At 67.6% G+C, this 25,444-nt stretch carries 22 protein-coding genes; 16 read left to right on the top strand and 6 right to left on the bottom strand.

Annotation, left to right across the window (positions count from 1 at the left end):
* Positions 1 to 19: 19 nt before the first annotated feature.
* Both AC07UW_RS07640 and AC07UW_RS07635 read left to right on the top strand, forming a co-directional pair.
* Positions 20 to 1,786 (top strand): chloride channel protein, encoded by a 1,767-nt coding sequence (locus AC07UW_RS07640; protein ID WP_354275233.1) that lies wholly within the window; start codon positions 20 to 22, stop codon positions 1,784 to 1,786.
* Between the two features lie 84 nt (positions 1,787 to 1,870).
* On the top strand, positions 1,871 to 2,587 hold the full coding sequence (locus AC07UW_RS07635; RefSeq protein ID WP_495211762.1) for an MgtC/SapB family protein: 717 nt from the start codon (positions 1,871 to 1,873) through the stop codon (positions 2,585 to 2,587).
* Between the two features lie 15 nt (positions 2,588 to 2,602).
* Here the strand turns inward: AC07UW_RS07635 and AC07UW_RS07630 are convergent, their stop codons facing one another.
* Positions 2,603 to 3,007: a MerR family transcriptional regulator gene (locus AC07UW_RS07630; protein WP_312787580.1), complete on the bottom strand. Its 405-nt coding sequence runs from the start codon at positions 3,005 to 3,007 to the stop codon at positions 2,603 to 2,605.
* A gap of 64 nt (positions 3,008 to 3,071) precedes the next feature.
* Between AC07UW_RS07630 and AC07UW_RS07625 the strand changes: the two genes are divergently transcribed.
* A complete protein-coding gene (locus tag AC07UW_RS07625) occupies positions 3,072 to 3,899 on the top strand; it encodes a class I SAM-dependent methyltransferase (protein ID WP_495211761.1) in 828 nt (275 codons plus the stop codon).
* Positions 3,900 to 3,984: 85 nt separating this feature from the next.
* Here AC07UW_RS07625 and AC07UW_RS07620 read toward each other — a convergent pair whose 3' ends face one another.
* The 4 genes from AC07UW_RS07620 to AC07UW_RS07605 all read right to left on the bottom strand — a co-directional run bounded on the left by AC07UW_RS07620 (position 3,985) and on the right by AC07UW_RS07605 (position 11,573).
* Positions 3,985 to 4,275, bottom strand: a complete 291-nt coding sequence (locus AC07UW_RS07620) for a DUF6959 family protein (protein ID WP_313251423.1) — start codon at positions 4,273 to 4,275, stop codon at positions 3,985 to 3,987.
* A 121-nt stretch (positions 4,276 to 4,396) separates the two neighbouring features.
* Positions 4,397 to 5,233, bottom strand: a complete 837-nt coding sequence (locus AC07UW_RS07615) for an outer membrane protein assembly factor BamE (RefSeq protein ID WP_495211760.1) — start codon at positions 5,231 to 5,233, stop codon at positions 4,397 to 4,399.
* 62 nt (positions 5,234 to 5,295) lie between these two features.
* Complete coding sequence (locus AC07UW_RS07610; RefSeq protein WP_495211759.1) at positions 5,296 to 9,867, bottom strand: YadA-like family protein; 4,572 nt, start codon at positions 9,865 to 9,867, stop codon at positions 5,296 to 5,298.
* Between the two features lie 725 nt (positions 9,868 to 10,592).
* The gene (locus AC07UW_RS07605; protein WP_223495325.1) at positions 10,593 to 11,573 is read right to left on the bottom strand and encodes an AraC family transcriptional regulator; all 981 of its coding nucleotides are present in this window, start codon (positions 11,571 to 11,573) and stop codon (positions 10,593 to 10,595) included.
* Between the two features lie 691 nt (positions 11,574 to 12,264).
* Here AC07UW_RS07605 and AC07UW_RS07600 point away from each other — a divergent pair.
* From AC07UW_RS07600 to AC07UW_RS07540, 13 genes are all read left to right on the top strand, one after another.
* Positions 12,265 to 12,447 carry a Flp family type IVb pilin gene (locus AC07UW_RS07600; RefSeq protein WP_025878547.1) on the top strand — a complete coding sequence of 61 codons (183 nt, stop codon included), beginning with the start codon at positions 12,265 to 12,267 and terminating at the stop codon, positions 12,445 to 12,447.
* Between the two features lie 100 nt (positions 12,448 to 12,547).
* Positions 12,548 to 13,093 (top strand): A24 family peptidase, encoded by a 546-nt coding sequence (locus AC07UW_RS07595; RefSeq protein WP_495211758.1) that lies wholly within the window; start codon positions 12,548 to 12,550, stop codon positions 13,091 to 13,093.
* Complete coding sequence (locus AC07UW_RS07590) at positions 13,090 to 13,563, top strand: TadE/TadG family type IV pilus assembly protein (RefSeq protein WP_025878545.1); 474 nt, start codon at positions 13,090 to 13,092, stop codon at positions 13,561 to 13,563. Before AC07UW_RS07595 ends, AC07UW_RS07590 begins: the two co-directional genes overlap by 4 nt.
* A gap of 24 nt (positions 13,564 to 13,587) precedes the next feature.
* Positions 13,588 to 14,637 (top strand): Flp pilus assembly protein CpaB, encoded by a 1,050-nt coding sequence (cpaB, locus tag AC07UW_RS07585; RefSeq protein WP_495211757.1) that lies wholly within the window; start codon positions 13,588 to 13,590, stop codon positions 14,635 to 14,637.
* Between the two features lie 18 nt (positions 14,638 to 14,655).
* Positions 14,656 to 16,014: a type II and III secretion system protein family protein gene (locus AC07UW_RS07580; protein WP_025878543.1), complete on the top strand. Its 1,359-nt coding sequence runs from the start codon at positions 14,656 to 14,658 to the stop codon at positions 16,012 to 16,014.
* A gap of 28 nt (positions 16,015 to 16,042) precedes the next feature.
* Positions 16,043 to 17,299: a CpaE/TadZ family protein gene (locus tag AC07UW_RS07575; protein WP_059064412.1), complete on the top strand. Its 1,257-nt coding sequence runs from the start codon at positions 16,043 to 16,045 to the stop codon at positions 17,297 to 17,299.
* Positions 17,284 to 18,633, top strand: coding sequence for a TadA family conjugal transfer-associated ATPase (locus AC07UW_RS07570; RefSeq protein ID WP_025878541.1), 1,350 nt, complete (start codon positions 17,284 to 17,286; stop codon positions 18,631 to 18,633). Before AC07UW_RS07575 ends, AC07UW_RS07570 begins: the two co-directional genes overlap by 16 nt.
* 2 nt (positions 18,634 to 18,635) lie before the next feature.
* Complete coding sequence (locus AC07UW_RS07565) at positions 18,636 to 19,577, top strand: type II secretion system F family protein (protein WP_442244835.1); 942 nt, start codon at positions 18,636 to 18,638, stop codon at positions 19,575 to 19,577.
* A gap of 28 nt (positions 19,578 to 19,605) precedes the next feature.
* Positions 19,606 to 20,535: a type II secretion system F family protein gene (locus AC07UW_RS07560; RefSeq protein ID WP_363733568.1), complete on the top strand. Its 930-nt coding sequence runs from the start codon at positions 19,606 to 19,608 to the stop codon at positions 20,533 to 20,535.
* A gap of 5 nt (positions 20,536 to 20,540) precedes the next feature.
* Positions 20,541 to 21,416 (top strand): tetratricopeptide repeat protein, encoded by an 876-nt coding sequence (locus tag AC07UW_RS07555; protein WP_223495335.1) that lies wholly within the window; start codon positions 20,541 to 20,543, stop codon positions 21,414 to 21,416.
* Positions 21,413 to 21,877, top strand: a complete 465-nt coding sequence (locus AC07UW_RS07550; RefSeq protein ID WP_495211756.1) for a DUF3613 domain-containing protein — start codon at positions 21,413 to 21,415, stop codon at positions 21,875 to 21,877. Before AC07UW_RS07555 ends, AC07UW_RS07550 begins: the two co-directional genes overlap by 4 nt.
* Positions 21,878 to 21,885: 8 nt before the next feature.
* Positions 21,886 to 24,036, top strand: a complete 2,151-nt coding sequence (locus AC07UW_RS07545; protein ID WP_223495339.1) for a TadG family pilus assembly protein — start codon at positions 21,886 to 21,888, stop codon at positions 24,034 to 24,036.
* A gap of 100 nt (positions 24,037 to 24,136) precedes the next feature.
* Positions 24,137 to 24,841, top strand: coding sequence for a DUF2968 domain-containing protein (locus AC07UW_RS07540; protein WP_025878535.1), 705 nt, complete (start codon positions 24,137 to 24,139; stop codon positions 24,839 to 24,841).
* A gap of 56 nt (positions 24,842 to 24,897) precedes the next feature.
* Here AC07UW_RS07540 and AC07UW_RS07535 read toward each other — a convergent pair whose 3' ends face one another.
* Positions 24,898 to 25,287 (bottom strand): DUF4124 domain-containing protein, encoded by a 390-nt coding sequence (locus AC07UW_RS07535; RefSeq protein WP_223495341.1) that lies wholly within the window; start codon positions 25,285 to 25,287, stop codon positions 24,898 to 24,900.
* Between the last annotated feature and the right edge of the window lie 157 nt (positions 25,288 to 25,444).

The raw sequence follows: 25,444 nt of genomic DNA, 5'->3' as shown, positions 1-25,444 counted from the left end.
GGCGTATCATGCCGCCACCATGTCCTCCACCGCTTCGCCATCGCGCCTGCATCTGGCCTTCCAGGGCCTGCGCCTGCGCCTGCGCGGCAGCGACCTGTGGTTCATCGCCCTGGCGCTGGTGGTCGGGCTGATCGCCGGCGGCCTGACCCTGTTGCAGGCTGGGCTGGCACGCACCCTGCAGACGGCGTTGTATGGGCTGGACGAGGGCATGCGCCTGAGCTCGTTGCCCGCTTTGACCTGGACTGCCCTGCTGGTGCTGCCGCTGGGTGGCCTGGTGGTGGGCCTGGTCAGCCTGGCTGCCACGCGCCTGAAACGCCCCCTGCTGGATGCCGTGGAAGCCAATGCACTGCATGGCGGCCGCATGTCGATGCGCGACAACCTGATCGTGTTGACCCAGACCCTGGTCTCCAATGGCTGCGGTGCTTCGGTCGGCCTGGAGGCGTCGTATACGCAGATGGGCGCCGGCAGCGGTTCGCAACTGGGGCGGGTGATGCGCCTGCGCCGCAACGACGTGCGCATCCTGGTCGGTGCTGGCGCGGCCGGTGCGATCGCCGCGGCCTTCGGTGCACCGCTGGCCGGGGCCTTCTACGCCTTCGAGATCGTCATCGGTGCCTATACGCCGGCGGCACTGGCGCCGGTTGCGGTGGCCGCGCTGGCCGGTGCCTTCGTTGCCGACCAGGCCGGCGTGGACGCCTATCTGCTGCCGGCGGCATCGACCATCGACGTGCGCGCAGCCGACTATGCGATCTACGGCCTGCTCGGCTGCTGCTGTGCGATGGTCGGCATCGTGGTGATGCGCCTGATCGCCTCCATCGAGGGCACGGTCAAGCGCAGCCCGTTGCCGTTGTGGGGGCGCCCGGTGGTGGGCGGCCTGCTGCTGATTCCGCTGGCCCTGGCCAGCCCGCAGGTACTGTCGTCCGGCCACGGAGCGCTGCACCTGGACCTGACCACCCATCTGCCGCTGATCTGGATCGGCGGACTGCTGACGCTGAAATGCCTGGCCTCCGGCATTTCGCTGGGCTTCGGTTTCCGCGGCGGCCTGTTCTTCGCCTCGCTGTTCATGGGCACCCTGGTCGGCACGCTGTTTGCCGGGCTGCTGGCGATGGCCACCGGCGTCCCGGTGGTCGACGCCACGTCGGCAGCGCTGGCAGGCATGGCTGCACTGGCCGCGGCGGTGGTTGGCGCGCCGATGACCATGGCCATGCTGGTGCTGGAAGGCACCCACGACTTCCTGCTGACCAGCGTGGTGATGAGCGCCGTGCTGGTGTCCAGCACCCTGGTGCGGCAGTGGTTCGGCTATTCCTTCTCGACCTGGCGCATGCACCTGCGCGGGGAAACCATCAAGAGCGCGCGTGACATCGGCTGGGTGCACAACCTCAATGCCGGGCGGATGATGCGCAAGGGTGTGGCCACCGCCCCGGCCGACCTCGATGCCGCCGCCTTCCGCCAGCGCTTCCCGCTGGGCTCGGGCAGCCGGGTGATCCTGATCGACAGTGAAGGCCACTACGCTGGCATCGTGCAGATTCCGCGCCTGTTCGGCGACGGCGTGAAGCCCGAGGACGTCGTAGGTACGTTCGCCGAGAACCGCGACGTGGCCCTTGCCACCAGCGCCGACGTGGTGACCGTGATGCAGCGGTTCGACCAGACCCAGGCCGACGAGCTGGCGGTGGTGGCCGACGATGGCCAGGTGCTGGGCGTGGTGTCTGAAGCATTCGTGCGCAAGCGCTATGCGGAGGAACTGGACAAGCGCCAGCGCGAAATGATGGGCGAGCGCGTCGACGAGTAGATCCACGCCATGCGTGGATGATGCCCCCTGCCCCTCCACGCGTGGCGTGGTTCTACTGTCACCTGCGGGAGGTAGACTGCGGCCATGCGCTTCATTGAAACCTTCCAGCCCGGCCCGTTCGCCGACACCTTGGTCAGCCTGCTGGCGGCGTTCGTGCTTGGCACCCTGATCGGCGCCGAACGCCAGTACCGGCAACGCACCGCTGGCCTGCGCACCAACGTGCTGGTGGCTGTCGGCGCTGCCGCCTTCGTTGACCTGGGCATGCGCATCGCCGGCAGCGCCGAGGCCGTGCGGGTCATCTCCTACGTCGTCTCGGGCGTCGGCTTCCTCGGCGCCGGCGTGATCATGAAGGAAGGCATGAATGTGCGCGGCCTGAACACCGCCGCGACGCTGTGGTGCTCGGCTGCCGTGGGCAGCTGCACCGGCGCGGACATGCTGGCCGAAGGCGTGCTGCTGACCGTACTGATCATCGCCGGCAATACCCTGCTGCGGCCACTGGTGAACGCGATCAACCGCATCCCGATCAACGAAGCCGCCAGCGAAGCGACCTACGAAGTGCGCCTGAGCGTGGATGCCGACGCGGTGCCGCGCGTGCGCGAGCGCCTGGTCGATGCGCTGGAAGCCGCGCAGTACCCCGTTGGCGACGTGCAACTGGTGGAGCACGCCGATGCGCCCACTGATGTGATCGCAGTGCTGGTCAGCACCGCGGTCAGCGCCGACGAACTGGACGTGGTGCTGGCGCGGATGGAACAGGTGCCGGGCGTGCTGCATGCCACCTGGGAAGTCAGCACCCGCGATTGAGCGGGTGTCGGCAGTTCATCCGCGCGCTACGCGCTGCTGCGCTCGCAGCAACCTGCGGAACGAGGCGCAGCGCCGAGCATCCTCGGCGTGTGGACAGGCGGCGGCCCGCCGCAGCCGATCCTGCGCCCGCTGCAATCTGCGGATCTGCAGCTGCAGCGCATCGGCCCGGGCCAGCAATGCCGTGCGATCCAGTGCAAGCCCTGCCCCCTGCGGCATCGCTGCGCCGATCTGCTGCAGCGACAGGCCTGCCGATTGCCCCAGGCCGATCAGTGCCAGCCGATCCAGCACCTGTTCGTGGTACTGCCGGCGCAGGCCGCGACGCCCCAGCACCTGCAACAGGCCGAGCTGCTCGTAGTAGCGCAGCGTCGAGGCCGGCACGCCACTGCGGCGGACCACCTCACCGATATCCAGTTCCTGCATCGTGCTTGACCTCAAGTGGGCTTCAAGCGCCACCATGGTCGCACTCCCCGCGCAAGGCAAGCCCATGGACGATTCACTCCCGCTCGATCAGAACACGCTCTGGAACGGCGCCGCCGGCGAGAACTGGGTCGCGCAGCAGACCCTGCTGGACGACCTGTTCCAACCGATGGCCGATGCCCTGCGCGACGAGCTGCCGGTTACCGTCACGGAACTGCTGGACGTGGGCTGCGGCACCGGCGCCAGTACGCTCAGCGCCGCCGCAGCACGCCCTGACGCCCATTGCACGGGCGTGGACATCTCCGCACCGATGCTTGACCTGGCCCGCCAGCGCGCCGCCGCGATCGGGCGCGGGATCGACTTCATCGTTGCCGATGCCCAGCGCCATCCCTTCGCAACGGCGCGCTACGATTGGATCCAGTCGCGCTTCGGGGTGATGTTCTTCGAGGACACGCAGGCCGCCTTCGCCAACCTGCACCATGCCGCCCGAACAGGCGCGGGCCTGCGCTGCATCGCCTGGCGCAGCGCGCAGGAAAATCCGTTCATGACCACCGCCGAGCGCGCCCTTGCAGACCAGCTGGTGCTGCCGGCGCGGGTACCGGGTGCACCGGGGCAGTTCGCTTTCGCCGATGGCGAACGGGTGCGCCAGCTGCTGCAGCGTGCCGGATGGCAGGACGTGGACATCGCGCCGCTGGACCTGACCTGTTTCCTCAGCCCTGATGCGCTGGCCAGCTACGTCGGCCAGCTCGGACCTGTGGGTCTGGCCCTGCGTGCGCTGCCGGCCGAACGCGCCGATGCACTGCTGCAACAGGCACTGACCGCGTTCGCACCGTTCATCGACGGTGACCGTGTGCGGGTGGAAACCGCCTGCTGGATGATCCGCGCCCGCGCATAGCAACAGAAAAGGGGACTGAGGGGATCAAGTCGTTCATGCCCCGGTTGTGCGGGAAACGACTTGATCCCCTCCTTCCCCTGTTTCTCTACAAGGCCTCGCCGGCATCGGCCAGGCGCGATTCGATCAGCGCGTACCACTGCTCGAGCATGTCGACCAGCATGTCTAGCTCGGCGTCGGCACGCTGCGCGCGGCCGCTGCGCAGGCACGCCTGTGCTTCCTGCAGCTGGGCGAGGAAGCCGGCAACGGTGTCGGCCTGCAGGATGAGGCCCGGCAGCCGGCGCCCGGGAATGCGCACGACCGCATGGTTGCCGAGCTGGCCGTACACGCTGAGAGTGGCTTCCGTCTTCATGGACAAGGGCAGGAATTGGGCATTCATCAGGTGCACCAGGGAAGAAACCTGCCCACCGGCAGGCGTGGAAAACGGGGGAGACGTTTCCACGTCCTGCCGGCAGAACAGGGGGGACTCGGGATGCCGGGGCACGCCCCGGCGCGGGGATTCAGTGCGATCGGGCCACGCCCGCGATCTGCACCCGGCGATTGGGCGCCAGGCAGGCGATCAGCTCGCGCCGGTTGCGCTGGTCGCACTGCACCAGCGGTTCGGCCGCGCCCCGCCCTTCAGCGCTGATGCTCGCCGCGGATACGCCGCCCTGTACCAGCGCCATGCGCACCGCCTCGGCACGTCGCTGCGACAGCGTCTGGTTGTAGGCAGCGCTGCCGATGCGGTCGGTGTAGCCGACCACCTGGATCGACTGCACCTGGCTGGCCTCACGCACCTGCGCCAACACGCCCTGCACTGCCTGCTGGCCGCTGGCACTGAGCACAGCACTGTCAAAGCCGAACAGCGCATCGGCGGCCAGTCGCAGCGGCTGCTCCGGCAAGGGCGCCGGCGCCGGCGGTGGCGGCGGACGCGGCGGGTCGAGGACCGCTGCGCACGATTCAGGCTTCCAGTAACCGCCCTGGGCGATGCCCTTGTTGTCGAAGCGCACCTGGAACTGGCAGGTGAAGTACTCCGCGCCCTGTGCGGTGCGGAAGTTGAACAGGTAGTTCCACTCGCGCACGCCCCACATGCCTTCGTTGAAGTGCGGGGTACCGAGCAGCGTGTACAGCTGGCGCTTGCTCATGCCCGGTGCGAACCGGCGCAGGTCGGCGATATCCGGATAGATGCCTTCCTTCAGCGATGCCTTGCTGGCCTCCGGGAAGGTGACGGCGGTGCTGTCGGCGGGGCCGTCGGCGGCCGGTGCGTGGCTGCGGCAGGCAACCAGCAGCCCCGCGGTCAGGATCAGGCCCAGCGTGGCGGCGACGCGGCCACTGCGAGCGATGCGATGCGGTTTCATGTCATTCCCCCTGTAGACGTTGCCCGCTGCGCCGGGCCGCGAATGTGACCCGGCGCAGGCGATCACCACTGGATGCCGGCACCGACGGCCACACCGGCCTCGCCGCGGCTGTTGGTGGAACCACTGAACTTGTAGATCCAGCGACCGCCCTCGGAGACACCGGAGATGCCCAGGGCCACGCCGGATTCGCCGTTGTAGCTGCCGGCGGCGATCGAGGCCATGTTGCGGCCGGCTTCGCTGGGCTGCGGCAGCGATGCGGTTGCCATCGCCGAGGCGATACCGGCCGAGGCGCGGTTGTCGGTCTTGCGCAGGTCGCGTTCGAAGCCGCCCATGCGCTCATCGGTGTAGGCCTTGGACCAGTCCAGGGTCTGCGCCATGCCCGACTTCAGCTGGTCGACGTTGACCGCGTCGGTACCGGCGGTGCCGGCAGCGACGTTGCGCACCGTGGTCGGGCCGCTGCTGGTGCTGCCTAGGGTCACGCTGTTGTAGTTGGTGGTGCCGTTGGTGGTGGTGTCATAGCGGATCGTGCCCTGCTGCGAAGCCTGCAGCTGGCGCACGTTGACCGCATCGGTCGCCTGCGAACCATCGGCCACGTTGACCACCTGGCGTTCGGCACCGGCTGCACCCACCGACACCGTATTGGCGCGGTTGGCGACCGAGCCCGCACCCAGCGCCACCGAGTTGTCTGCCTGCGCCTGCGAGCCGTTGCCCAATGCGGTCGAGTTGGCCCCGGCCGCAGTGGAGCCGGCACCGCCCGCGGCGGAGTTGGCGCCGGTGGCGGCCGGATCGGCCAGGTTGTTGCTGTTGTTGGCGCGGAAGCTGCCGGCAACGTTGGTGATGTTCTGGATCTTCTGGTCGGTGTAGGCCTTGGACTGGTCGATGGCGTAGTTCACGCCGTTCTTCAGCTGGCCGACGTTGGTCGCATCATGGTCGTCGGAGCCATCGGCCACGTGGGTGATCTTGCGCTCGCTGCCACTGGCGCCCACCGCCACCTCACCGGACGAGTTGCTGGCGCCGGCCTGGCCATAGGCACCGGTATAGCCGGTCTGCGCACCGACGCTGGCCACCGAACCGGCACCCAGCGCAACACTGTTGCCCGCGCTGGCATTGGCACCGTTGCCGACTGCTACGCTGCCCGCACCGGCTGCGCTGGCCTGCGGGCCGACCGCCAGTGCTTCGGCACCGGTGGCCGTGGCTGCGGCAGCCGTGGAGTTGACCGCCAGATACGGGCTGCCGCCGCCGCTGCTGATGCGCTGGTTGAGCACCCGCAGCGAGCCGTCCACTGCAGAGAACGCAGCGGTGACGTTGCTGTAGTCGTTGCCGGTGATGGTGCCATCGGTGGCGATGGTGGAGATGTTGAAGGTCGGCGCGGTCCACAGCCCGGTGCTGCCGTTGTACACGGTGCTGCCACCGAAGTAGCTGGCCACCGTCTGGTGCGTGCTGAACAGCTGGTCGCCGGTGATGGCATCGCTGCTCCCCGCCAGGATGCTGCCGGCGGCCACGTTGGTGACTTTCACCGGTGCACCGCCGGTACCGCTGAGGGTCACGGTGTCGACCACGTTGCCACTCCCGTCCACGTCGTACTTCACGGCGCGCGCGTCCAGGTCATCGGTCTGCTCGGCCACATTGGCCAGCGAATTGCTGACCGCGTCGAAGGCCGTGCCGACGTCGTTGTAGCTGCCCTGGCTGACCGTGCCATTGGCGGCGACGTTGTTGAGCGTGTAGGTCGGCGCGGTGACCACGCCATTGGCATCCACTGCAGCGCCGCCGCCGAGGTGGGTGGCCACCGTCTGGTTGGCCGCGAACAACTGCGCACCGTTGATCGCTTCGCTGCTGGCTGCGCTGATCTGGCCTGGGCCGAGGTTGCGCAGCGTGGTGGCGGTGCCGGACTGGCCGAGCGTCGCACTTGCGTAGTTGACGCTGCCGTCGCCGTTGAGGTCGTAGCGCAGCGCGCCCTCTTCGGAAGCCTGCAACTGACCCAGGTTGACCGCATCGGTGCTGGCGGTGCCGGCGGCGACGTTGGTGACCTGGCGTTCGGCGCCCGCGGCACCGATCGACACGCTGTTGGCACGGTCGGCCAGGCTGCCGGCACCGACCGCGATGCTGTTGGCGGCGGTTGCGCTGGCACCGGCACCGACGGCGATCGCTTCGGCGCCGCTGGCCACGGCGTCGGCACCGGTCGAATTCACCCGCAGGTACCGGGTGCCGGTGTTGCGGATGTCGTTGATCTGCGTGTTGAGGTTGACCAGCGAACCATCCACCGCATCGAAGGCGTCGGTGACGTTGTCATACAGCCCCGGGGCCACGGCGCCACCGGTGGAGATGGTGCTGATCTCGAACAGCGGTGCGGTGAAAGTGCTGGTGAGCGGATCGAACGCTGCGCGTCCGCCGAAGAACTTTGCCATCGTGTCGTTGCTGGCGAACAGCTGCGCACCATTGACCGCCTCGCTGCTGGTGGCGTTGACCGCGCCGGCGGCCAGGTTGCCGATGGTGGTGGTGCCGGTGCCATTACCGAGGGTGACACGGCGGTAGTCGGGGTCGCCTGCACCATCCAGGTCGTAGGTGACCGCTGCCGCGCCAACCGCATCGATCTGGCTGATCGCACCCTTCAGCTGGGCCACGTTCACTGCATCGGTGTTGGCGCTGCCGGCCGCCAGGTTGGTGATCTGCCGCTCGCCACCGCCGGCGGTGCCCACCGACACTTCGCCCGCCGACACCTGTGCGGTGGTCAGGCCGTAAGCGCTGTAGCTGGCCTGCGCGCCGCGCAGTGCGGCCGAGCGGTAGCCCAGCGCCACCGAGTTGGCCTGGTTGGAGGTACTCTCTGCGCCGAGCAGGGTCTGCCCGTTGGCAGTGCCGCTGGCACTGTCGCCGACCACCACTGAGTGCCCCATGCGTGCTGCATAGTCGGCGGTGGGAACGCCGGTCGGATCGCTCGGATCATTGGCGCCCGCGCCGGGGAAGGCGACGTTGGCATCGACCTTGGGCAGCTCATGGCGGGCGTTGGCACCGATCACCACTTCCTTGGAGCCGTTGGCATAGGCGCCATCGCCCATCAGCACCTGGTAGTCCTGAGCTGCGTTGACCGCCCAGCAGGAGATGTCCGCCAGCGCGATGTCCAGGCACTTGGCCGCCCAGGCCGGCGAGTCCGTCGGCAGCAGCAGGCCGAGCAGGCCACCGGGATTGCCGTTGTTGATGTTGTAGATGTAGCTGTCGGAGGTGACGCCACCGATCAGGGTCAGGTGCGAGCTGCCACCGGTGACCGCGCCACCCAGTCCGTTGAGCGTGGTGCCGACCGGCGTGGCGTTGACCACTGGCAGGCCGAGCACGCTGACCGTGGAATAGGTCTGCATGACGTTGGCGGTGCTGAGCTTGAGATTGCCGTTGGACAGATAGCCGGTGCCGCCGAACAGGCTGGCGGTGGTCGGGCCGAGCAGTTCGGTGACACCGCCCACCAGGCCACCGGTGCCGATCACCAGGCCCGCGTTCGGGTCGGCAGCGGCCGGCGCCTTCGGGCTGGTCGGCGGGATGGCCGACGGCGAGGTCAGGCCGAGGCTGCCCAAGGTGTTGCCGACCAGGCCGCCGACGGCGCCGGTCAGGTTGCCGACGGTGCCGTTGAGGTCACCATTGAGCAGGCTGCCGACCGCGCTGCCAACGCCGTTCAGCGCAGTGCCGACGCCGTTGAGCAGGCCGCCCAGGCCCAGCGCGCTGTTCTGCGCGGCGACGGTTGCAGTGCCGGCCAGCTTGAGATTGCGATCGGCGACGATTTCCTCGCCGTCCTTGCCCTGCACCCGTACCTTGCCTGCCACGCCGGTATCGAACGCTGCGGTGATCGCGCGGTCATCGGTGTCACCCGGCAGCTCTTCCTTGGCAGGCAGCGTGACCGCTGCGGTGGCACCGATCTGGCCTTGGCCTTCGATGTGATTGCCGGCCACGACCAACTGCGAATCGACCTTGCCATCCACGGCCGCCTTCAGGCCGGACGGCGTTACACCCGCTGCCGCGGCAACCTGGGTGCCGGCGTCAATGCTGGCAACCGGCTTGCCGGCGATGCCGACATCGGCCTTTGCTGCCGCGTTGGCGGCCAGACCCAACGGCGCCTGTGCGGCCGGTGCGACGTTCGCGGCAAGCGCGGCATCGACTCGGGTGGCGGCAACAGTGCCGACACCGATGTTGGCGCGTACGTCGGCAGCCAGGGCCGGTGCCGGCACGTGATTCGGCGTGGCGCCGGCACCCAGCTTGACCTGCACGGTGGCCGGCAGGACGTCGCGCACGATCGGCAATGACGTTGTGCTCAGCTGCAGGCCGACGCGCGCGTTGGCACTGATCGCCGGGTTGGCCTGGGCCTGTCGTGCAGCCGCGGCCAGCGCCACTTCGGCATCGACCTTCACCGGCATCGGCTGGGTGTACTTGGCCGCCAGCGCCTGCAGGTCGCGCAACGATTGATTGGCCTCTGTCGCCGCCGCAGGTCCGCTGGCCAGCACGCACAGCAGTGCCATGGCCAGGGTGCTGGGCACCAGAAGGCTGGCACGACGGTCGCGCGGTGCAGTACCACCGCTATCGCCGGTGGCCAGTTCCGAGGCCACAACCAGAGCATTGAGCTGGCGGTTCCATACACGCCGGTAGATGCGGTTCATGAGCATTTCCCCCGTAGGCGGACAACTTGAATGTCAGTGGACTTGCCGTTAGGCAGGTGACTGACATTTCGCGCCTTTCAGCGAGGGCTGAGCACTTCATTCCGGCAGGGCAATCGCGCATTCCGGCAAATCCACGGCCGGATTCGGCAGCCACATATGCAAATCCGGCAGGGAGGGCTGGCCGGGCTGCCGCCCGGCACCCGCAGAGGCGAAAACCAAAGCCAAAGCCAAAGCAACAGCCGGCTCTGGGTTTTCTGCGGGTTGGCGGGGCGGTGTGGGCTTGCAGGACACGCCGTAAACCCGTCCATGGGGGCTCGATGGCGCCATCCATGGCGCCAACGGTCCTGCAAGCCCACACCGCCCCACCTGTGACAGTTTCCCCACGACGGTTGGATCTGCCGTCGTGCATTCACTGTCGACATGATCGATCTTTGATTTTCAGTGATTATTTCGATCTAAATCGAAATTGATGATCCGACTTTCCCTCGGCCGGGCATGGCCCGGCGCTAAATCCAAAGCGCGCGGGAAACTGTCGAAGGCGGGGTGGGTCCGGTTGCGGGGGTGTCCGCGGCATGGATGCCGCGGCCAAGCCCCCATGGATGGGTTTACGGCGTCCCCCGCAACCGGACCCACCCCGCCATTCCACAGGAAACCTGCTTTTGCTTTCAGCAGTTGCCGTTGCCCTTGCCTCTGCGGGTGCCGGGCGGCAGCCCGGCCGATACCCCTCAGGCTGGCTGACCGAGCTGTGCCGGCGCGCGCATCAGCGTGTCACGCGGCAGTTCGCCGAACACTTTCCGGTAGTTGTCGGCAAAGCGGGAAAGATCCCACAGCCCGCAACTGAGGGCGATGGCCTTGACCGAGCGCCGGTTGGAATCGGCCATCGACAGGCTGCGGCAGGCCGCGCACAGCCGCAGCATCGACAGGTAGCGATTGGGCGAGGTGCCGAACAGATCCTCGAACGCATAGCGCAGGCCACGCTCGCTGACGCCGGCGGCGTCGCAGATTTCATTCATGTAGATATTGCGGCGAAGATTGAGGCGCATGAAGTTCTCCGCCCGCTGCGCGATCAGGTAATGCGTGCGGCGGGCGCGGCTGCAACTGGGCCGATCGGCTGGGCCGGCACCGAGCAGCGCCTGGACATGCTCGTGCAGCAGGCGCTCGGTTTCTTCCGGCTGCAGCCCACCGCCCTGCCCCAGCTGCGCGTGCAGTTGCTGGTAATGGCGTACCAGCGGCATCGCATCATCGCCAAGGTTGAACAGTGAAAGCGCCTGCCCCGCCGGTGGCGTGCTGCGCAGGCTCAGCTCGGTCAACTTGCGCTGCACGCGCGCGACCGGCACCAGCATCAGCGTCATCTGGGTACCAGGGCTGAGAGTGAATTCACTGATGCCTTCGGGCATCACGGTCAAGGCCATGCCCGGCGTCAGCGGCACGCCATGGCACCAGCTCAATGCATCATCGGTGGTGTGCAGGTAGCCGAGCATTGCCCAATCCGGCGGCAGCATGAAACGGCCGCGGCAGTGGAAGCCACAGGTGATGCTGCAGAACAGGGCTTCCTCGTGAACGCGCGAAACGAATGCCGCGCGCGGACCATTGCCATCCAGCAGCAACAGTTCCACATCGCACACGCGGAGCACGCCGCTCAGCGTGGCCAGGTCGATTGACCTGAGATCGCCGTCGTCGTTGTCTTCCACCCCACCATCGACCATGACAGTGTCGTCCCCCGTTTGGTCTGCCGCACGACCCCGCCCCCACTGCCTGACAGGGCGCACGCCGTTTCCAAGAGCATCGTCCGTTGCCGAGATGGACGCTGCGATGCACGCGCGTCCCTCCCTGAAAATGCAAAACCTTGAATGCGAGTATGCCCGATAATCGGCAGTCGTAAACAGGATGTTTCGACGCTGCGGAATTATCAACTGCGTGAAGAAAATGTGCGCGCCGATGGCATGGTTTTCGCATGCGCGCGGATGGGCATCACATTATCTGCACGACCATGAATCGTTTTGCGCAGGAACGGATTTACGTCACAGATCCGCGCCGCAATATTCAGGCATCCAGCGAATCTGCCGAATTTGCATATAGGTTCCGGTTGCAGGGAACCGCCATTCAGGCAAAGTCGAATACACGGTGATCGGGCACGCAGACAGCGGCCACACCCAGGGGGACAGCATGACCATGCACGTACGAGATACCGTTTCGACCACCGGCCTGGAGCTGGGTGGTCGTGGTTGCGCGGCCGCTGCCCTGCCCGGGAATGATCACCCTGCTTGAGCACAGCGGGATTGCCCGCCGTGCCTCCTCCGCCAGGATGGCAGAGGCCTACGGACGGTCCCGGCGGAGCCGGGCCACCGCCCATGCAGGTGTCCTGCAGCAACTGACAGGTAGAGGGAGACAACCGTCATGAACGCATCGATCCGCAAGTTCCTGAAAGAAGAAGATGGCGTGACCGCGCTCGAATACGGGCTGCTGGCCGCCGTGATCGCCGGCATCCTGATCGTGGTGGGCAGAACCCAGATCACCGCGTTCTTCACCACGTTGTTCACCCGCCTGCAGGCCATTGCCACCGACGCCACCACCACCTAGCCAGCGCGCAGGGTGCAGCACCTGCGGTCGCTTCGATGGCGGCCGCGGTGGCCGATGAAGGGTTCTGCAACTGTCCAGTGACGGACAACGAGGGTGTGCGATGACACTGCTGGGATTGCTGGCCATGGGAGTGTGCCTGCGGATTGCGATCAGCGATCTGTACGCCCGCCGCGTGCCCAACACCTGGCTGCTGGCCGCGTGCGCGATCGCCGTGCCCCTGATCATCGCCGGCCAGTTCAATGCCACGCGCACGGCCTGGGCGCCACACCTGCTGGGCGCAGTCGTTGGCCTGCTGGCGTTGCTGCCGTTCTATGCGGTGCGCTGGATGGGCGCCGGCGATGTGAAGTTCTTCGCCGTGCTCGGCCTGCTGCTGGGCTGGAAGGCATTGCTGCCGGTGTGGGTGCTGGCCAGCCTGGCCGCAGGCGCCCACGCCGTGCTGGTGCTGGCCGGTCGGCAGTTGGCCGGTCACCTGCCGCTGCGCCTGCAGATGCAGGTAAACCGCGCCAGCACGCACTGGAATGGCCACCCTGCCCTGCGCGAACTGCATGCCGCGCGGCAGGGTCGGCAGGGCATCCCCTATGCGGCCTACCTGGCCTTCGCGGCGATTGGCTGGGTGTTGGCAACCACCTATGGAGGCGTCGCATGAAAGCGTTCGCGCGCCAACGCCAACGCGGCGTGGCCAGCATCGAATTCGCGTTGATGCTGCTGCTCGGCCTGGTGCCGCTGCTGCTGCTCACCTTTTCCGGCGTGCTGATCATGGCCGCGCAGCAGACGCTGGCGACGGCCTCGGCCGAGGGCGCGCGTGCTTCGCTGCGCTTTGGCAACGCCGGCGAGCGGCGCACCGCCGCCTGCCTGGCGGCCCGCCGCTCCATGCAATGGCTGTTGCAGTTTTCCGGGCAGAACCCGGACTGCAGCGGCGGCGGCACCGGCGCCATCGTGGTCTCGCCGCAGGCGCCCTGCGCCGGCCTGGCGACGGTGCAATGCATGACCGTGACGGTGAGCTACGACTATGCGTCCCACCCCTTCCTGCCCGGCACCGCCACGCTCTATGGCTGGGTGATGCAGGCCCCCATCCGCAGCGTCGCGGTCGCCCAGCTGGACCTCGGCAGCAACTGACGATCGGTACAGGAGACGATTTTCATGCTCAAGTTGACCCGCATCGCCGCCATCGCACTGATCGCGCTCGCCGTGCTGCTGGCCGTGGTCGCCTTCGTGATCGGGCGCAAGCCTGCGGCCTCGGCGGACAACCCGAGCACGATCGTGAAGGCCGATGCGCAGACCTTCAGTGTCGTTGAAGCCACCGCGCGGCTACCCGCCGGCGAGCCGATCAGCGCCAATGGCGTGCGGCTGACACAACGCACCGCAGAAGTGCCGGGGGCCGTTGCCGACCTGGCAGCGGTGGTCGGCAAGGTGCCGGTGCAGGACATCAGCGAAGGCAGCGCGATTGCTGCCAGCCTGCTCGCACAGGGCTTCTCGCTGCAGCTGCGGCCGGGTGAACGGGCATTGGCGGTGCCGGTCGATGAGCTGGTCGCGGCAGGCAACCGCATCCTGCCCGGTGATTTCGTCGACGTCTTCCTCAACCTGCGCAGCGCCGCTACCAGCTACAACGGCCAGCAGGACATCGCACAGACGCGGTTGCTGCTGTCACGCCTGCGCGTGCTCAGCTACGGACAGCAGGACATCGCGGCAGCCCCGACGAGCAGCCACGGCCAGGCCCCGGCCACGGCAGGCAACGACTCACGTGCAGCCGATATCACCAGCGGTTCCAGCAGCGCCCCCAGCAACGCAAACGGTAGCGATGCCACGCAGCCGGCGCGCACCGCGGTGCTGGCGGTGCCGGTGGCCGACGCCAACCGCCTGCTGCTCGGCGCACAGCAGGGCAAGCTGTTCCTCGCCCTGCGCAATCCCGCCGATACCGGCCTGCCGGATGTGGCGCTGTTCCCACAGGCGCGCGGCGTGCTGGACCCGGTGCGCGGCCTGGACAACGAGCAGCAGCAGGCCCTGCAGCGACCGGAGAACAACGCCTACGCCGGCCTGGATGGCGATGCGCTGGCTGGCCGCGGCAGCAGCGTGCAGCGCAGCGTCCACGAAACGCCGGCGCGTGCACCGGTGCAGCGTCGCTCGACGCCGCGACCGGCGGGCATCGAAATCATCCGCGGCGACACTGCTGCCCCCCGTGGCTCCCTTTGACCCTTGCCGAGAGCGCACATGACTGAACGTCGCCACCGCCTACGCCCCACTGTCCGCCAGCGCTGGCTGGCCCTGCTGCTGGTGCTGCTGGCACCGGGTGCGAGCGTGGCTGCCGACGATCTGTTGCTGCAGACCCGCGAACAGCGGCCATGGACGCTGCCGGCCGACCTGGAACGGGTTGCCATCGCCGACCCCGGCGTAGCTGACATCGTGATGCTGCGCGGCGCACGCCAGGCGCTGCTGGTAGGCAAGGCCCCCGGCACCACCACCCTGCTGCTCTGGCATCGCAAGCAGAGCGAACCGCAGCGCGTGCAGGTGCGGGTGCAGAGTGCCGTGCAGGGGGCCGCCGATGCCGGCTCCAGCGGACTGGTGTTCACCCAGCAGGACCAGCAGGGGCTGCTGCAGGGAAGCAGCGACAGCGTGCTGGCGCACATGCAGGAGCAGAAGACCGCGGTGATGGCGCTCGGCAAGGACGGCAGCCTGGCCGATGCCTCCACCATCAGCAGCGGCGGCGTAGTGCAGGTCGAGGTGAAGGTGGTCGAGTTCAACAAGACCGCGCTGAAGCAGATCGGCATCAACTTCCAGAACCGCAACGGTGGCTTCGCCTATGGATTCGCGCGGCCGGGCGGGCAGCTGCCAGGCAACACCGGCATCCTGCCTGGCATGAAGGAAGGTGAGTCGAGCAACGAAAGCGAGTCACCGATCTCCTCGGCGTTCAGGCTGGTGTTCGGTTCGACCAAGGGCCTGTGGAACGCCGATGTCGACCTGCTGCAGGCCAACGGCATGGCGCGCGTGCTGGCCGAGCCCACTCTCGTCGCGCTGTCCGGGCAGAGCGCCAGCTTCCTGGCCGGTGGCGAACTGCCGATCCTGGAGCCGCAGGGGCTCGGCACGACCACGGTTACCTACAAGCCCTTCGGCATCGGCCTCACCGTTACTCCCACGGTGCTCTCACCGAACCGCATTGCGTTGAAGGTTGCCCCGGAAGCCAGCGACCTGGACTACACCAATGCGATCGCGCTCAACGGCGTGCAGATCCCTTCGATCACCACCCGCCGCGCCGACACCACCGTCGAGCTAGGCGATGGTGAGAGTTTCGTCATCGGCGGTCTGGTCAGCTCCACCGTGGCCTCGACGGTCAACAAGATTCCGCTGCTCGGCGACCTGCCGATCATCGGTACGTTCTTCCGCAACTTCGACTACAAGCGCCAGGACAAGGAACTGGTGATCATCGTCACCCCGCGGTTGGTACAGCCGATTGCCCGCAATACCGAACTGCCGCTGCCCGGCGATCGCGAAGCCAAGCCGAACATGCCCGAATGGGGCGCGTGGCTGCTTGGCCCGATCAGCCGCGATCCGGTTCCCGGTTTCTCGCGCTGACCTGCATGACGTCTCCGGTACTACGCCCATGCCCTACGCCACTGCCCTGCCGCTGCACCCGCAAGGACCACCGATGAACCTGGTCCTGTACGGGATCGACCGTGAACTGCTGCCACGCCTGGCTGCCAAGCTGCCGCCGACCACGGCACTGCACTGGCAGGACAGCAGCGAGCCGACCTCGGCCCAGGACCTGCAGCGTGGCCCGCAGAACCTGGTACTGCTGGACTTCCGCCCGGAGCATGCCTCGGCATCGACGGTACTGGCGCAGCAGCTGCAGCAGACCCAACCCGAATTGACCCTGGTGGCGGTGGGCGCTACCAGCGCCGGCCAGGTGGAAGGCGTGGTGATGGCGCTGCGCGCGGGCCTGCGCGATGTACTGGACCTGGACAGTGACAACACCGGCATCGAAGCCGCCCTGCGTCGCGCTTTGTCACCGCGCCCCGCCGCAAGCGCACAGCAGGCGCACAAGGCGCGCCTGATCGTGCTGCTGGGCGTGCGCGCCGGCGTCGGCACCAGCACGTTGGCCGCACACCTGTCGGTGCTCGCACAGCAGACCCGCACCCTGGCCCAGGGCGATGCCGCCGTGCAGGACGGGCTGCTGATGGAGCTGGCGCAGCCGGCCGGCGACCTCGCCCTGTACCTCAACCTGGACAGCCGCTTCCACTACGAAGACGCGCTGCGCAATGCCAGCCGCATCGATGCCACCCTGGCCCGCACGGCGATGGCCCGGCACACCAGCGGACTGGTCCTGCTCGACCGTGCCAGTGGCAGCGACGCACTGCCGCCGTCCGATCCTGGTGCGCTGCTGCAACGACTGCGCGGCGTGTTCTCCAGCGTACTGTGCGATGCCGGCGGCTGCCCGCTGCGGCAGCTGCCGCCGCTGCTGCTGGACCAGGCCGATGAAATCTGGCTGGTGGCCGACGCATCGATCGCCACCCTGGTGTCGCTGGACCACGCCCTGAAGCACCTTTCCGGCCAGCGCGACCGCGAGAAGCGACTGCAGCTGGTGATCAACCGCCACGACGACAACAGTGGCATGAGCCCCGAACAGATCGCGCGCCGCTTCGAGCTGCCGCTGCTGGCCACCCTGCCCGAGCGGTCGCGGGTACGCGCCTCCGCCAGCCATGGCCATCTTCTGCTGCAGGATGCGCCGCGCGACCCGTACCTGCGTGCCCTCGCCCCGCTGGTGCAACGCCTGGATCCGGCTGCCTGCCCGGTCCAGGCGCACGGCCTGCGGGAAAGACTTGCCCTTGCCCTGGGTGGATCGCAATGGAAGACAAAGTGACCCCGTTCCCGCACGTTGTCGCCCGCAGCACGGTGCCGGAGCATGCACCGGGCAGCCTGCCGTTCGCACAGACCGAGCAGTACCAGAAGGTGCTGTCGGCCGCGCACGAGCATCTGCTCAACAGCATCGAAGACGAGCGCATCGACATCGATTCCTGGGCCCCCGACACCATCGCCCGCTGGGTGGAAGTGCAGACGGTCAGTTTCATCCAGGAATGGCGCATCCCCATCAACGAAGAAGAAATGCAGGTGGTGGCCGAAGGCCTGGTCAAGGAGCTGACCGGGTTCGGCCCGCTCGATGACCTGCTGCATGACCCCACCATCGAAGACATCCTGATCAATGGCTTCAAGGATGTGCATGTCTCCCAGGGTGGGCAGCTCAAACGCGCACCTCAGCGCTTCACCGATGACACCCACCTGCTACGCATCCTGCGCCGCATCATCGCCCCGCTCGGCCGCCGCCTGGATGATTCCAATCCGATGGTCGATGCACGCCTGCCCAATGGTGGCCGCCTCAACGCGATCATCTCGCCATTGGCGGTGGACGGGCCGATGGTGTCCATCCGCAAGTTCCGCAAGGATCCGTTCACCCCCGACGAGCTGCTGGCCAAGGGCACCTTCGATGCGCCGATGCAGGCGCTGCTGAAGGCGATGGTGCTGGGCCGCTGCAACATCCTGGTGTCAGGTGGCACCAGCTCGGGCAAGACCTCGCTGCTCAATGCGCTGGCCAGCTATGTGCCGGCCAACGAACGCGTCATCACCGTGGAAGACACCGCCGAGCTCTCGCTCAACCACCCGCATGTGGTGCGCCTGGAGAGCCGCATCGGTGGCGCCGAAGGCCAGGGCGCGGTCAGCATCCGCGACCTGGTGCGCAACAGCCTGCGCATGCGCCCGGACCGCATCGTGGTCGGCGAGGTGCGTGGCGCCGAGGTGCTGGAGATGCTGCAGGCGATGAACACCGGCCATGACGGATCGATGGCCACCATCCACGCCAATTCGCCGCGCGACTGCCTGTACCGCATCGAGATGCTGGCCGGCTTCGCCGGTTTCCAGGGCAGCGAAGACAGCCTGCGCCGGCAGATCGCCAGTGCCATCGACTTCATCGTGCAGATCTCGCGCCTGGGCAGCGGCCGCCGGGTGCTGGTGTCCATCACTGAAATCACCGGCGTCAGCGACAACCTGATCACCACCCAGGAGATGTTCCGCCACGAAGTGCAGATCGATGGCAGCGGCAAGGAAATCGACCGTTGGATCGGCCTCGGGTTCCAGCCACATTCGCACAAGCTGGAGCCGTTCCGGCAGTTGCTGCGCGAATCCCTTTACGGAGACTTCTGAGCATGGGTACCGGCCTGCTGCTGGGTGTGCTGAGCATCGTGTCGGTGCTGCTGGCGCTGGCGGTGTGGCTGTGGGGGACGGCCAGCAGCCGCGAGCAGCGCCAGGCCTCGCTGCAGCATGCCGAGCAGCAGCTGGCGCGCGGCACCGGCGCTGCCGCCGCGCCGGCAGATGCAACACGGCAGGCGTCGCTGCCTGCGCCGGGTCGCCGCGCCCTGCCCTGGAACGGGCTGCTGCAGCGTGCCGGCCTGGCACCGGGCTGGAAGCTGCCGCTGCTGATGCTGCTGCCGGGCATCGCCCTGTCCGCGTTCGCGGTGTTGCGCCTGGGCACCTTCTGGATGTTCCCGTTGACCCTGCTGCTGTACGTGCTGGGCTGCTGGCTGTGGCTGATGCGCCGTATCGGCAAGCTGCAGGCGCAGCTGCTGCACCAGCTGCCGGACTTCCTCGACAACCTGGTGCGCCTTACCGCGCTCGGCAACAGCCTGCAGGCTGCCTTCCAGGTCGCGTCGATGCAGACCAACGCGCCGCTGCGCGGCCTGCTCGACACCACGGTGCGCTATGCACGTGGCGGCATGGACCTTGACCGTGCGCTCAACCTGGCCGCACAGCCCTACCGCATGGACGTACTGAAGGTGCTGGCGGTGGTGATGGGCGTGAGCGTGCGCATCGGCGGCCGTGCCGACCAGATCCTGCAGCGCATGGGCGACTTCATGCGTGACTTGGAACAGGCGCAGCAGGAACTGGCCGCAACCACTTCTGAAACCCGCATGTCGGCGTGGGTACTGGGCCTTCTGCCGCCGGCCAGCGCGGTGCTGATGGCGATCTCCAGCCCCGAATTCTTCCAGCCGGTGCTGCATGACCCACTGGGCCACAAGATCCTGCTGATCGCGCTGGCGCTGGAGTTGACCGGCGCCTTCCTGCTGTACCGCCTGGCCAAATCACTATGAACATCCCCGTCCACGCAGGAGGCATCCAATGAGCGCCAGCACCTGGTTCGTGGCGGCCCTGCTGGTGTTGGCCGCCGGCGTGGCCCTGCTGGGGCTTGGCAGCTGGGTGCGCAGCCATCGCGAGGACCGCAGCGAGGCAACGTTGAAAACAGCGTTGCGTCCGCGCGAAAGCGAAGACGCAGCGGCCGACGCACGCAAGGATTCACTCGGCTGGCTGGAGCAGTTCGGCCGCGGGCTGAGCGGCGGACGCCTGGAAGCGGCGCTGCTGGCCGGTGAGGATCGCCTGCTGCTGGACCTGGCCGGCTGGAACACCCGCCGCGGCACCGCCATCTACCTCGGCCTGCGGCTGCTGCTGGCGGTGCTGGTACTGGGTATTGCGCTGACGATGAGTGACGCCACGGGGTTGTCGAGGATCATGGTGGTGATCGGTGCGCTCGCTGCTGGCCTGCTGCTGCCGAAGTTCGCGCTCAGTGCGTGGGTCAAGCGGCGGCGGCGTGCCGTGAACAATGAACTGCCGCTGTTGATCGACCTGCTGCGCCTGCTGCAGGGCGTGGGCTACAGCATGGATCAGAGCCTGCAGACACTGGGCGACAAGCTGCGTGACGCACTGCCGGTGCTGGGTGGGGAAATCCAGGAAGCGAATGTGTCCTACACCCATGGGCGCACGCGCGCGCAGTCGCTGCGGCGGCTGAGCGATGTGTACGGCGATGACGATCTGTCCAGCCTTGTGCAGCTGATCCTGCAGGTGCACGCCCACGGTGGTGCCGTGCAGGAACCGCTGCGCCAGTTCAGCGTCCGCCTGCGCGAGCAGCGCCGCAACGCGCTGAAGGAAAAGGTCGGCAAGCTCTCGGTGAAGATGACCGTGGTGATGATGCTGACCCTGCTGCCGGCACTGATGCTGGTGCTGGCCGGACCGGCGCTGGTCGCGCTGGCCACTACCTTGTCGAAAATGGGATGACCTTCATGCCTGTCCTGCGCCCTGCCTGCCTGTTGCTTGCCCTGGTTGCCGCCGTTGCCGGCTGCAGCTCCACCACGCCGAAGTACCTGCGTGCGCCGAGCCTGGCCGAGCCGACCCCGGCCCCGCAGGACAGCCGCAACGCCTATCTGGAACTGATCCAGCGGATGCAGCAGCAGGGCGCCTGGTACGCCTCGCTGGCGCACGTGGATGCGTTCCGCCAGCGTTACGGCGATACCCCAGCACTGCGCCTGCTGCAGGCCGATGCACTGCGCCAGACCGGCCAGATCGATGCGGCGCTGGCGCTGTACCGCGAACTCGGCAACGGCCCGCAGGCCGCCGCCGCTGCACACGGCATGGGCCTGATCGCTGCCCTCCGCGACGACGACCAGGGTGGCGAACAGGCGCTGGCACGTGCCACCCAGCTGAGCCCGCTGAACACCGATTACCTCGGCGACCTGGGCTATGCACGGCTTCGTGCCGGCCGCTTCGAACAGGCACGCGAGCCACTGGCCAAGGCGCTTGAACTGTCGCCAGGCAATGCCAAGGCCACCGCCAATCTTGCCCTGTGGGCGCTACTGCGTGGCGACACTGCCACCGTCGAACGGCTGGCCCAACAGGCCAGCTTCAGCGAGGAGACCCGCAGCAGCGTCGAGCAGCAGGCGCAGCAGATCCGCGCGCGGCTGCAGCAACGCCAGGCCGCTGCCACTGCTGCAGCGGCGCCAGCGGCACGGCCAGTTGCTTCGGTAGCTGCCACCCCCGCCAACGCAAGCACACGGCTGGCCGCCGAACCGCGCCGCGACGAACGCGACCCACCACGACTGCCGCCCTCGATGCTGGAACGCTTCGGCTCCACCGATCATCCCACCGGGAACACGCCATGACCTCGACGCCGCTGATCCGCTGCCTGCTGCCGATGCTTGCCGGCTTCTCTTTCGCTGCGGTTGTGCAGGCGCAGACGCCGCAGCAACCGTTGACCGGGCAGATGCTGGGTGGTGCCGCGCCCGCGCCGGCAGCCGCTCCCCTGCACAGCGAGCCGTTGGCTACCGTGGACGCATCGCCGCCACCAGCCGCAGCGCCCATCGCAGCCCCCGCAGCCCATGAACCCAGGCCTGATTTCGGCGGCACGCGGTTACCGCCAAACACCTCGCGGATCGGTGACACCACCCGCAGCCTGTTCCGCCTGCAGGCCTCCGGCGAGGTGGCCGGTGCCCGCCTGCCGATCCTCGGCGACCAGGCCACATCCAGCTACGCGCGTTACCTGAAGAGCTTCCAGTACGACATTCCGCAATTCTTCGAAACCGACGTCGCCAAGTCCGCAGGATCCTCCCGATCCGGACGCTGAGGCCCGCCATGAACCGAGCACGCCACATCAGCTTCAGTCGCCCGCGCGGCGGTATGTCGGTCACCATGATGCTGGTGATGATCGCGCTGCTGGCCATGCTCGGCCTGATCGAGATCGGCTTCCTGTTCTGGGCCAAGCGCGATGCGCAGAAGGTGGTCGATCTGGCTGCGCTGGCAGGCGCACAACGGCTGGACCTGTGCCGGCCCGACAACGCCGACAACAGCGCGGCCCGGCAGAATGCGCTCGCACAGAACACCTTCCCTGGGCAGGTGCAGATCCAGTGTGGCAACTGGAATGCCACCCGCGGAACGGCTGACCACTTCAGCCCAAGCGTGGACGCAGGCAATCCACGCAACGCGGTGCGGGTCATTGCCGAACGCGGCGTGCTGCCGTTCTTCGGCCAGAACAGCACGCTGCCCACGTTGCGCGTGCAGGCGGTGGCCAAGCGTTCGGAACCCACCGCCGTGTTTGCAGTGGGTTCGCAGCTGCTGCGCACCAATGGCAACTCCCCCTTGATGGCGACCCTTCGGCTGGTCGGCCTGGACGTCACCAACGCAACAATTCTGTCCTACGACGGCCTGGCACAGGCCACCGTCACCCCGTCGGGGCTGCTGGCTGCACTGGGCATCCCGGTCACCGCCGACCTCAGCGTGGCCGACTTCAACCGGCTGCTGTCGGTCAACCGCATATCACTGGCACAGCTGGTCAATGCCACTGCCACGGTGGTGGGCCGCGAGACCGCCGTCGGCGTACAGCTGCAGGCGCTGTCCAACCTGGTCGGCACGCGGCTGGACATCAACCAGCTGAACATTCTGCTGGGCAGCCAGAACGGCGGCGGCGGCCTGTTCGCGCAGGTGATCTCACCGGACGGCACCATCGGCAGCGCACTGGAATCGAGGGTCAACGTGCTGGATCTGGTCACCGCCGCGATCTCCATCGCCAACGATGGCAATGGCGTGCAGGTGCAGGGCCTGAACCTGCTGGGCATCGACGTCAAGGCCGGCGTGGTGGAGCCGCCGTCGATCGCCATCGGTGGCGTCGGCGCACGCGCGTACAACGCGCAGGTGCGGCTGATGGTGGACGTCGACAGCGACCGCCTGTTCGCGATTGGTCCGCTGCTGAACCTGCTCGGCACCCGCCTGCATCTGCCACTGCACGTGGATGTGGCCAATGCGATGGGGACACTGACCAGCATCCAGTGCGGTGCGGCGCCGCCGACGGCCACCGTCCAGGTCGATTCCTCGGTACTGCGCGCCTGCGTCGGCAAGGTCAACGCGGCCGATCGCTTCTCCAAGAGCAACGTCTGTGACGCGACCCTGCAGAACGAGCAGCTGTTGAAGCTGCTGGGGCAGCCCCTGATCAACGACAAGGTCACCCTGCCGGCGCTGACCAGCACGCAGAGCCTGACCCTAGCCGCAGGCGAGACCGGCTCGACCCGGATCAATCCATTGGCCGTCGGCACCGCCGTGTCAGACCTGGTCAACGAACTGCTGCGGGTGCTGTCAGGCATGCTCAGTTCACCCAAGCAGGGCATGAGCGCCAATGACACGGCCAAGGCATTGGCCGACCGTTACCTGCAGGCGGCCTTCCCCAGCGGCGGGCGTTACAACGTGGACCAGGTGATTCCATTGCTGCGCGATGGCGATCCGTCACGCAACCTCGCACCGCTGGGCAACTGGACAGTCACCAAAGGTGTACCCAAGCCCTGCCTGCTTGGCCTGACCACCTGCTGGGAAGATGGCTCGGTGTGGACGGGCTATCGCACCACCGTGACCGGCCAGGGCCTGGGCCTGCTCGATGGCCTGCTCGGCTCGCTGGTCGGCGGCCTGCTGATCAACCGCTGCGACAGCCTGCTGGGCAACCTGATCGACTACAACGGCTGCGTGCGCACCAACCTGGCGTCCTACATCCAGACCGCACCCGCTGGATTCCTCGACGGTCAGAACGGAGGTGGGGTAACCACCCCAGGCAACAACGTCACCTGCAGCGGATTGCTGTGTGCGCTACTGAGGCCGGTACTGGCGGCGCTCAAGCCCGTGCTCAACAGCGTCGGCACCCTGCTGACCAACACCCTGGCCAGCCTGCTCGGGCTGGAACTGGGCCGCACCGATGTCAGCATGCAGTCGATCCAGTGCAGCTCGGCGCAGCTGGTCTTCTGACCCGCGCGGGCACCGGTTGGCGGCGTCCGCGCCCATGCTAGACTCGCGGCGGGGAACCACATTCAACTCAACCCACACTACATCCGTGGATGGTCTAGACATGCGAGAAACTTCAGGGGGCACCGTCTTCGCCCGGTATCGGCGCGGCGCAGCACTGCTGGCCGTGGCCATGATGGTGGTGGCGCCGTCGGCGCTGGCCGCACGTGGCGATCGCACTGCCACGGTGGAGCCGGCCAAGGCCGCACCGGTGGTACGCAACACCGTCGACGAACTCAAGCAGTTGATGGATGCGCAGCAGCTCACCGAGCTGCGTACCACCTACAACGGCAACTACGGCGCCAGCCTGCTGTTCAACGCCAATACCCTGACCTACTACGTGGCCCTGTTCCAGGAGAAGAATTTCTGGCGGGTGATCAAGACCGATGCCGTCGACAACGCCGAGCGTGTCTACCGCACCTTCGCGCAGCAGTCCGAACAGCTGGCGCAGGTCTATATCGACACCACCCGGCTGGAAGCCGGCAAGCGCTACACCGAGCGCCTGGTGGCCTACAACGAAGAACGCCTGCGCACCCTGCAGCAGGAAATGGAACAGCAGCAGGCGCAGTCGGCGCAGGTCAGCGCAGCACTGCAGCAGGCCCAGCAGCAGGCGGTCAGCCTGAGCACCGACGTGCAGAGCACCAACAGCCAGCTCGATGCGCTGCAGCGCCGGATCCAGATCCTGCAGGCCGAACAGGGCAACCCGGAGCTGAGCCTGCCCAAGCCGGATGCGGCGACGGCACCGGCCGCCGCCAGCGATGGCCGCTGAGGTCTTCCGGGCCTGTAGACCAGAACGGCACCTTCGGGTGCCGTTTTTCGTTGTGCTCAACGACAGGCCTCGCGTACCGCATCATCCAGCTGCCTGCGCTGCAGGTAGTCGAGCCTGCGCGGCTTCGCCAGCGTCTTCACCTGCTGCTGGCGCGCCCGATCGCAGGCTTGCGGGTCGGCCGTGATCGATATCAGCGCGCCCTGCGCGCGGCCGCGCCGTGGCGTCCGCCTGCTACCGCTGCGGGCAGGCGGCACGGCCGAAGGTAGCGGCCCACGCGCCTTCGACTCGGCACTGGGCACTTCCCAGCGCCACTCCGCCCGCCCCTGGCAGGGCGTCTGCTGATAGACCGGATGCTCAGCATCGGTGCACTTGTAGACGTTGGTCTGCGCCGCCGCGACAGCCGCCCACAGCAGTCCAGGCAACACTCCCCACATCGGCATCTTCATGGCTGGCCCTCGCGCGTCAGATGGCCATGGTTGCCATCAGCACCGACCTGCCGCCAGAGCGAGTCGCGTCATCACAGCAAACACGTCAATCCGCCACAGCCGTGCAATGCACGCCGCCAATCCTGCGCTGTACTGCCGCAGGCGCCGGCGAACCCGC

The organism is Stenotrophomonas sp. GW821-FHT02D01 (assembly GCF_059421765.1).
Note: the sequence above shows the minus strand (reverse complement) of the source record. Positions and strands in the feature narration are given on the sequence as shown.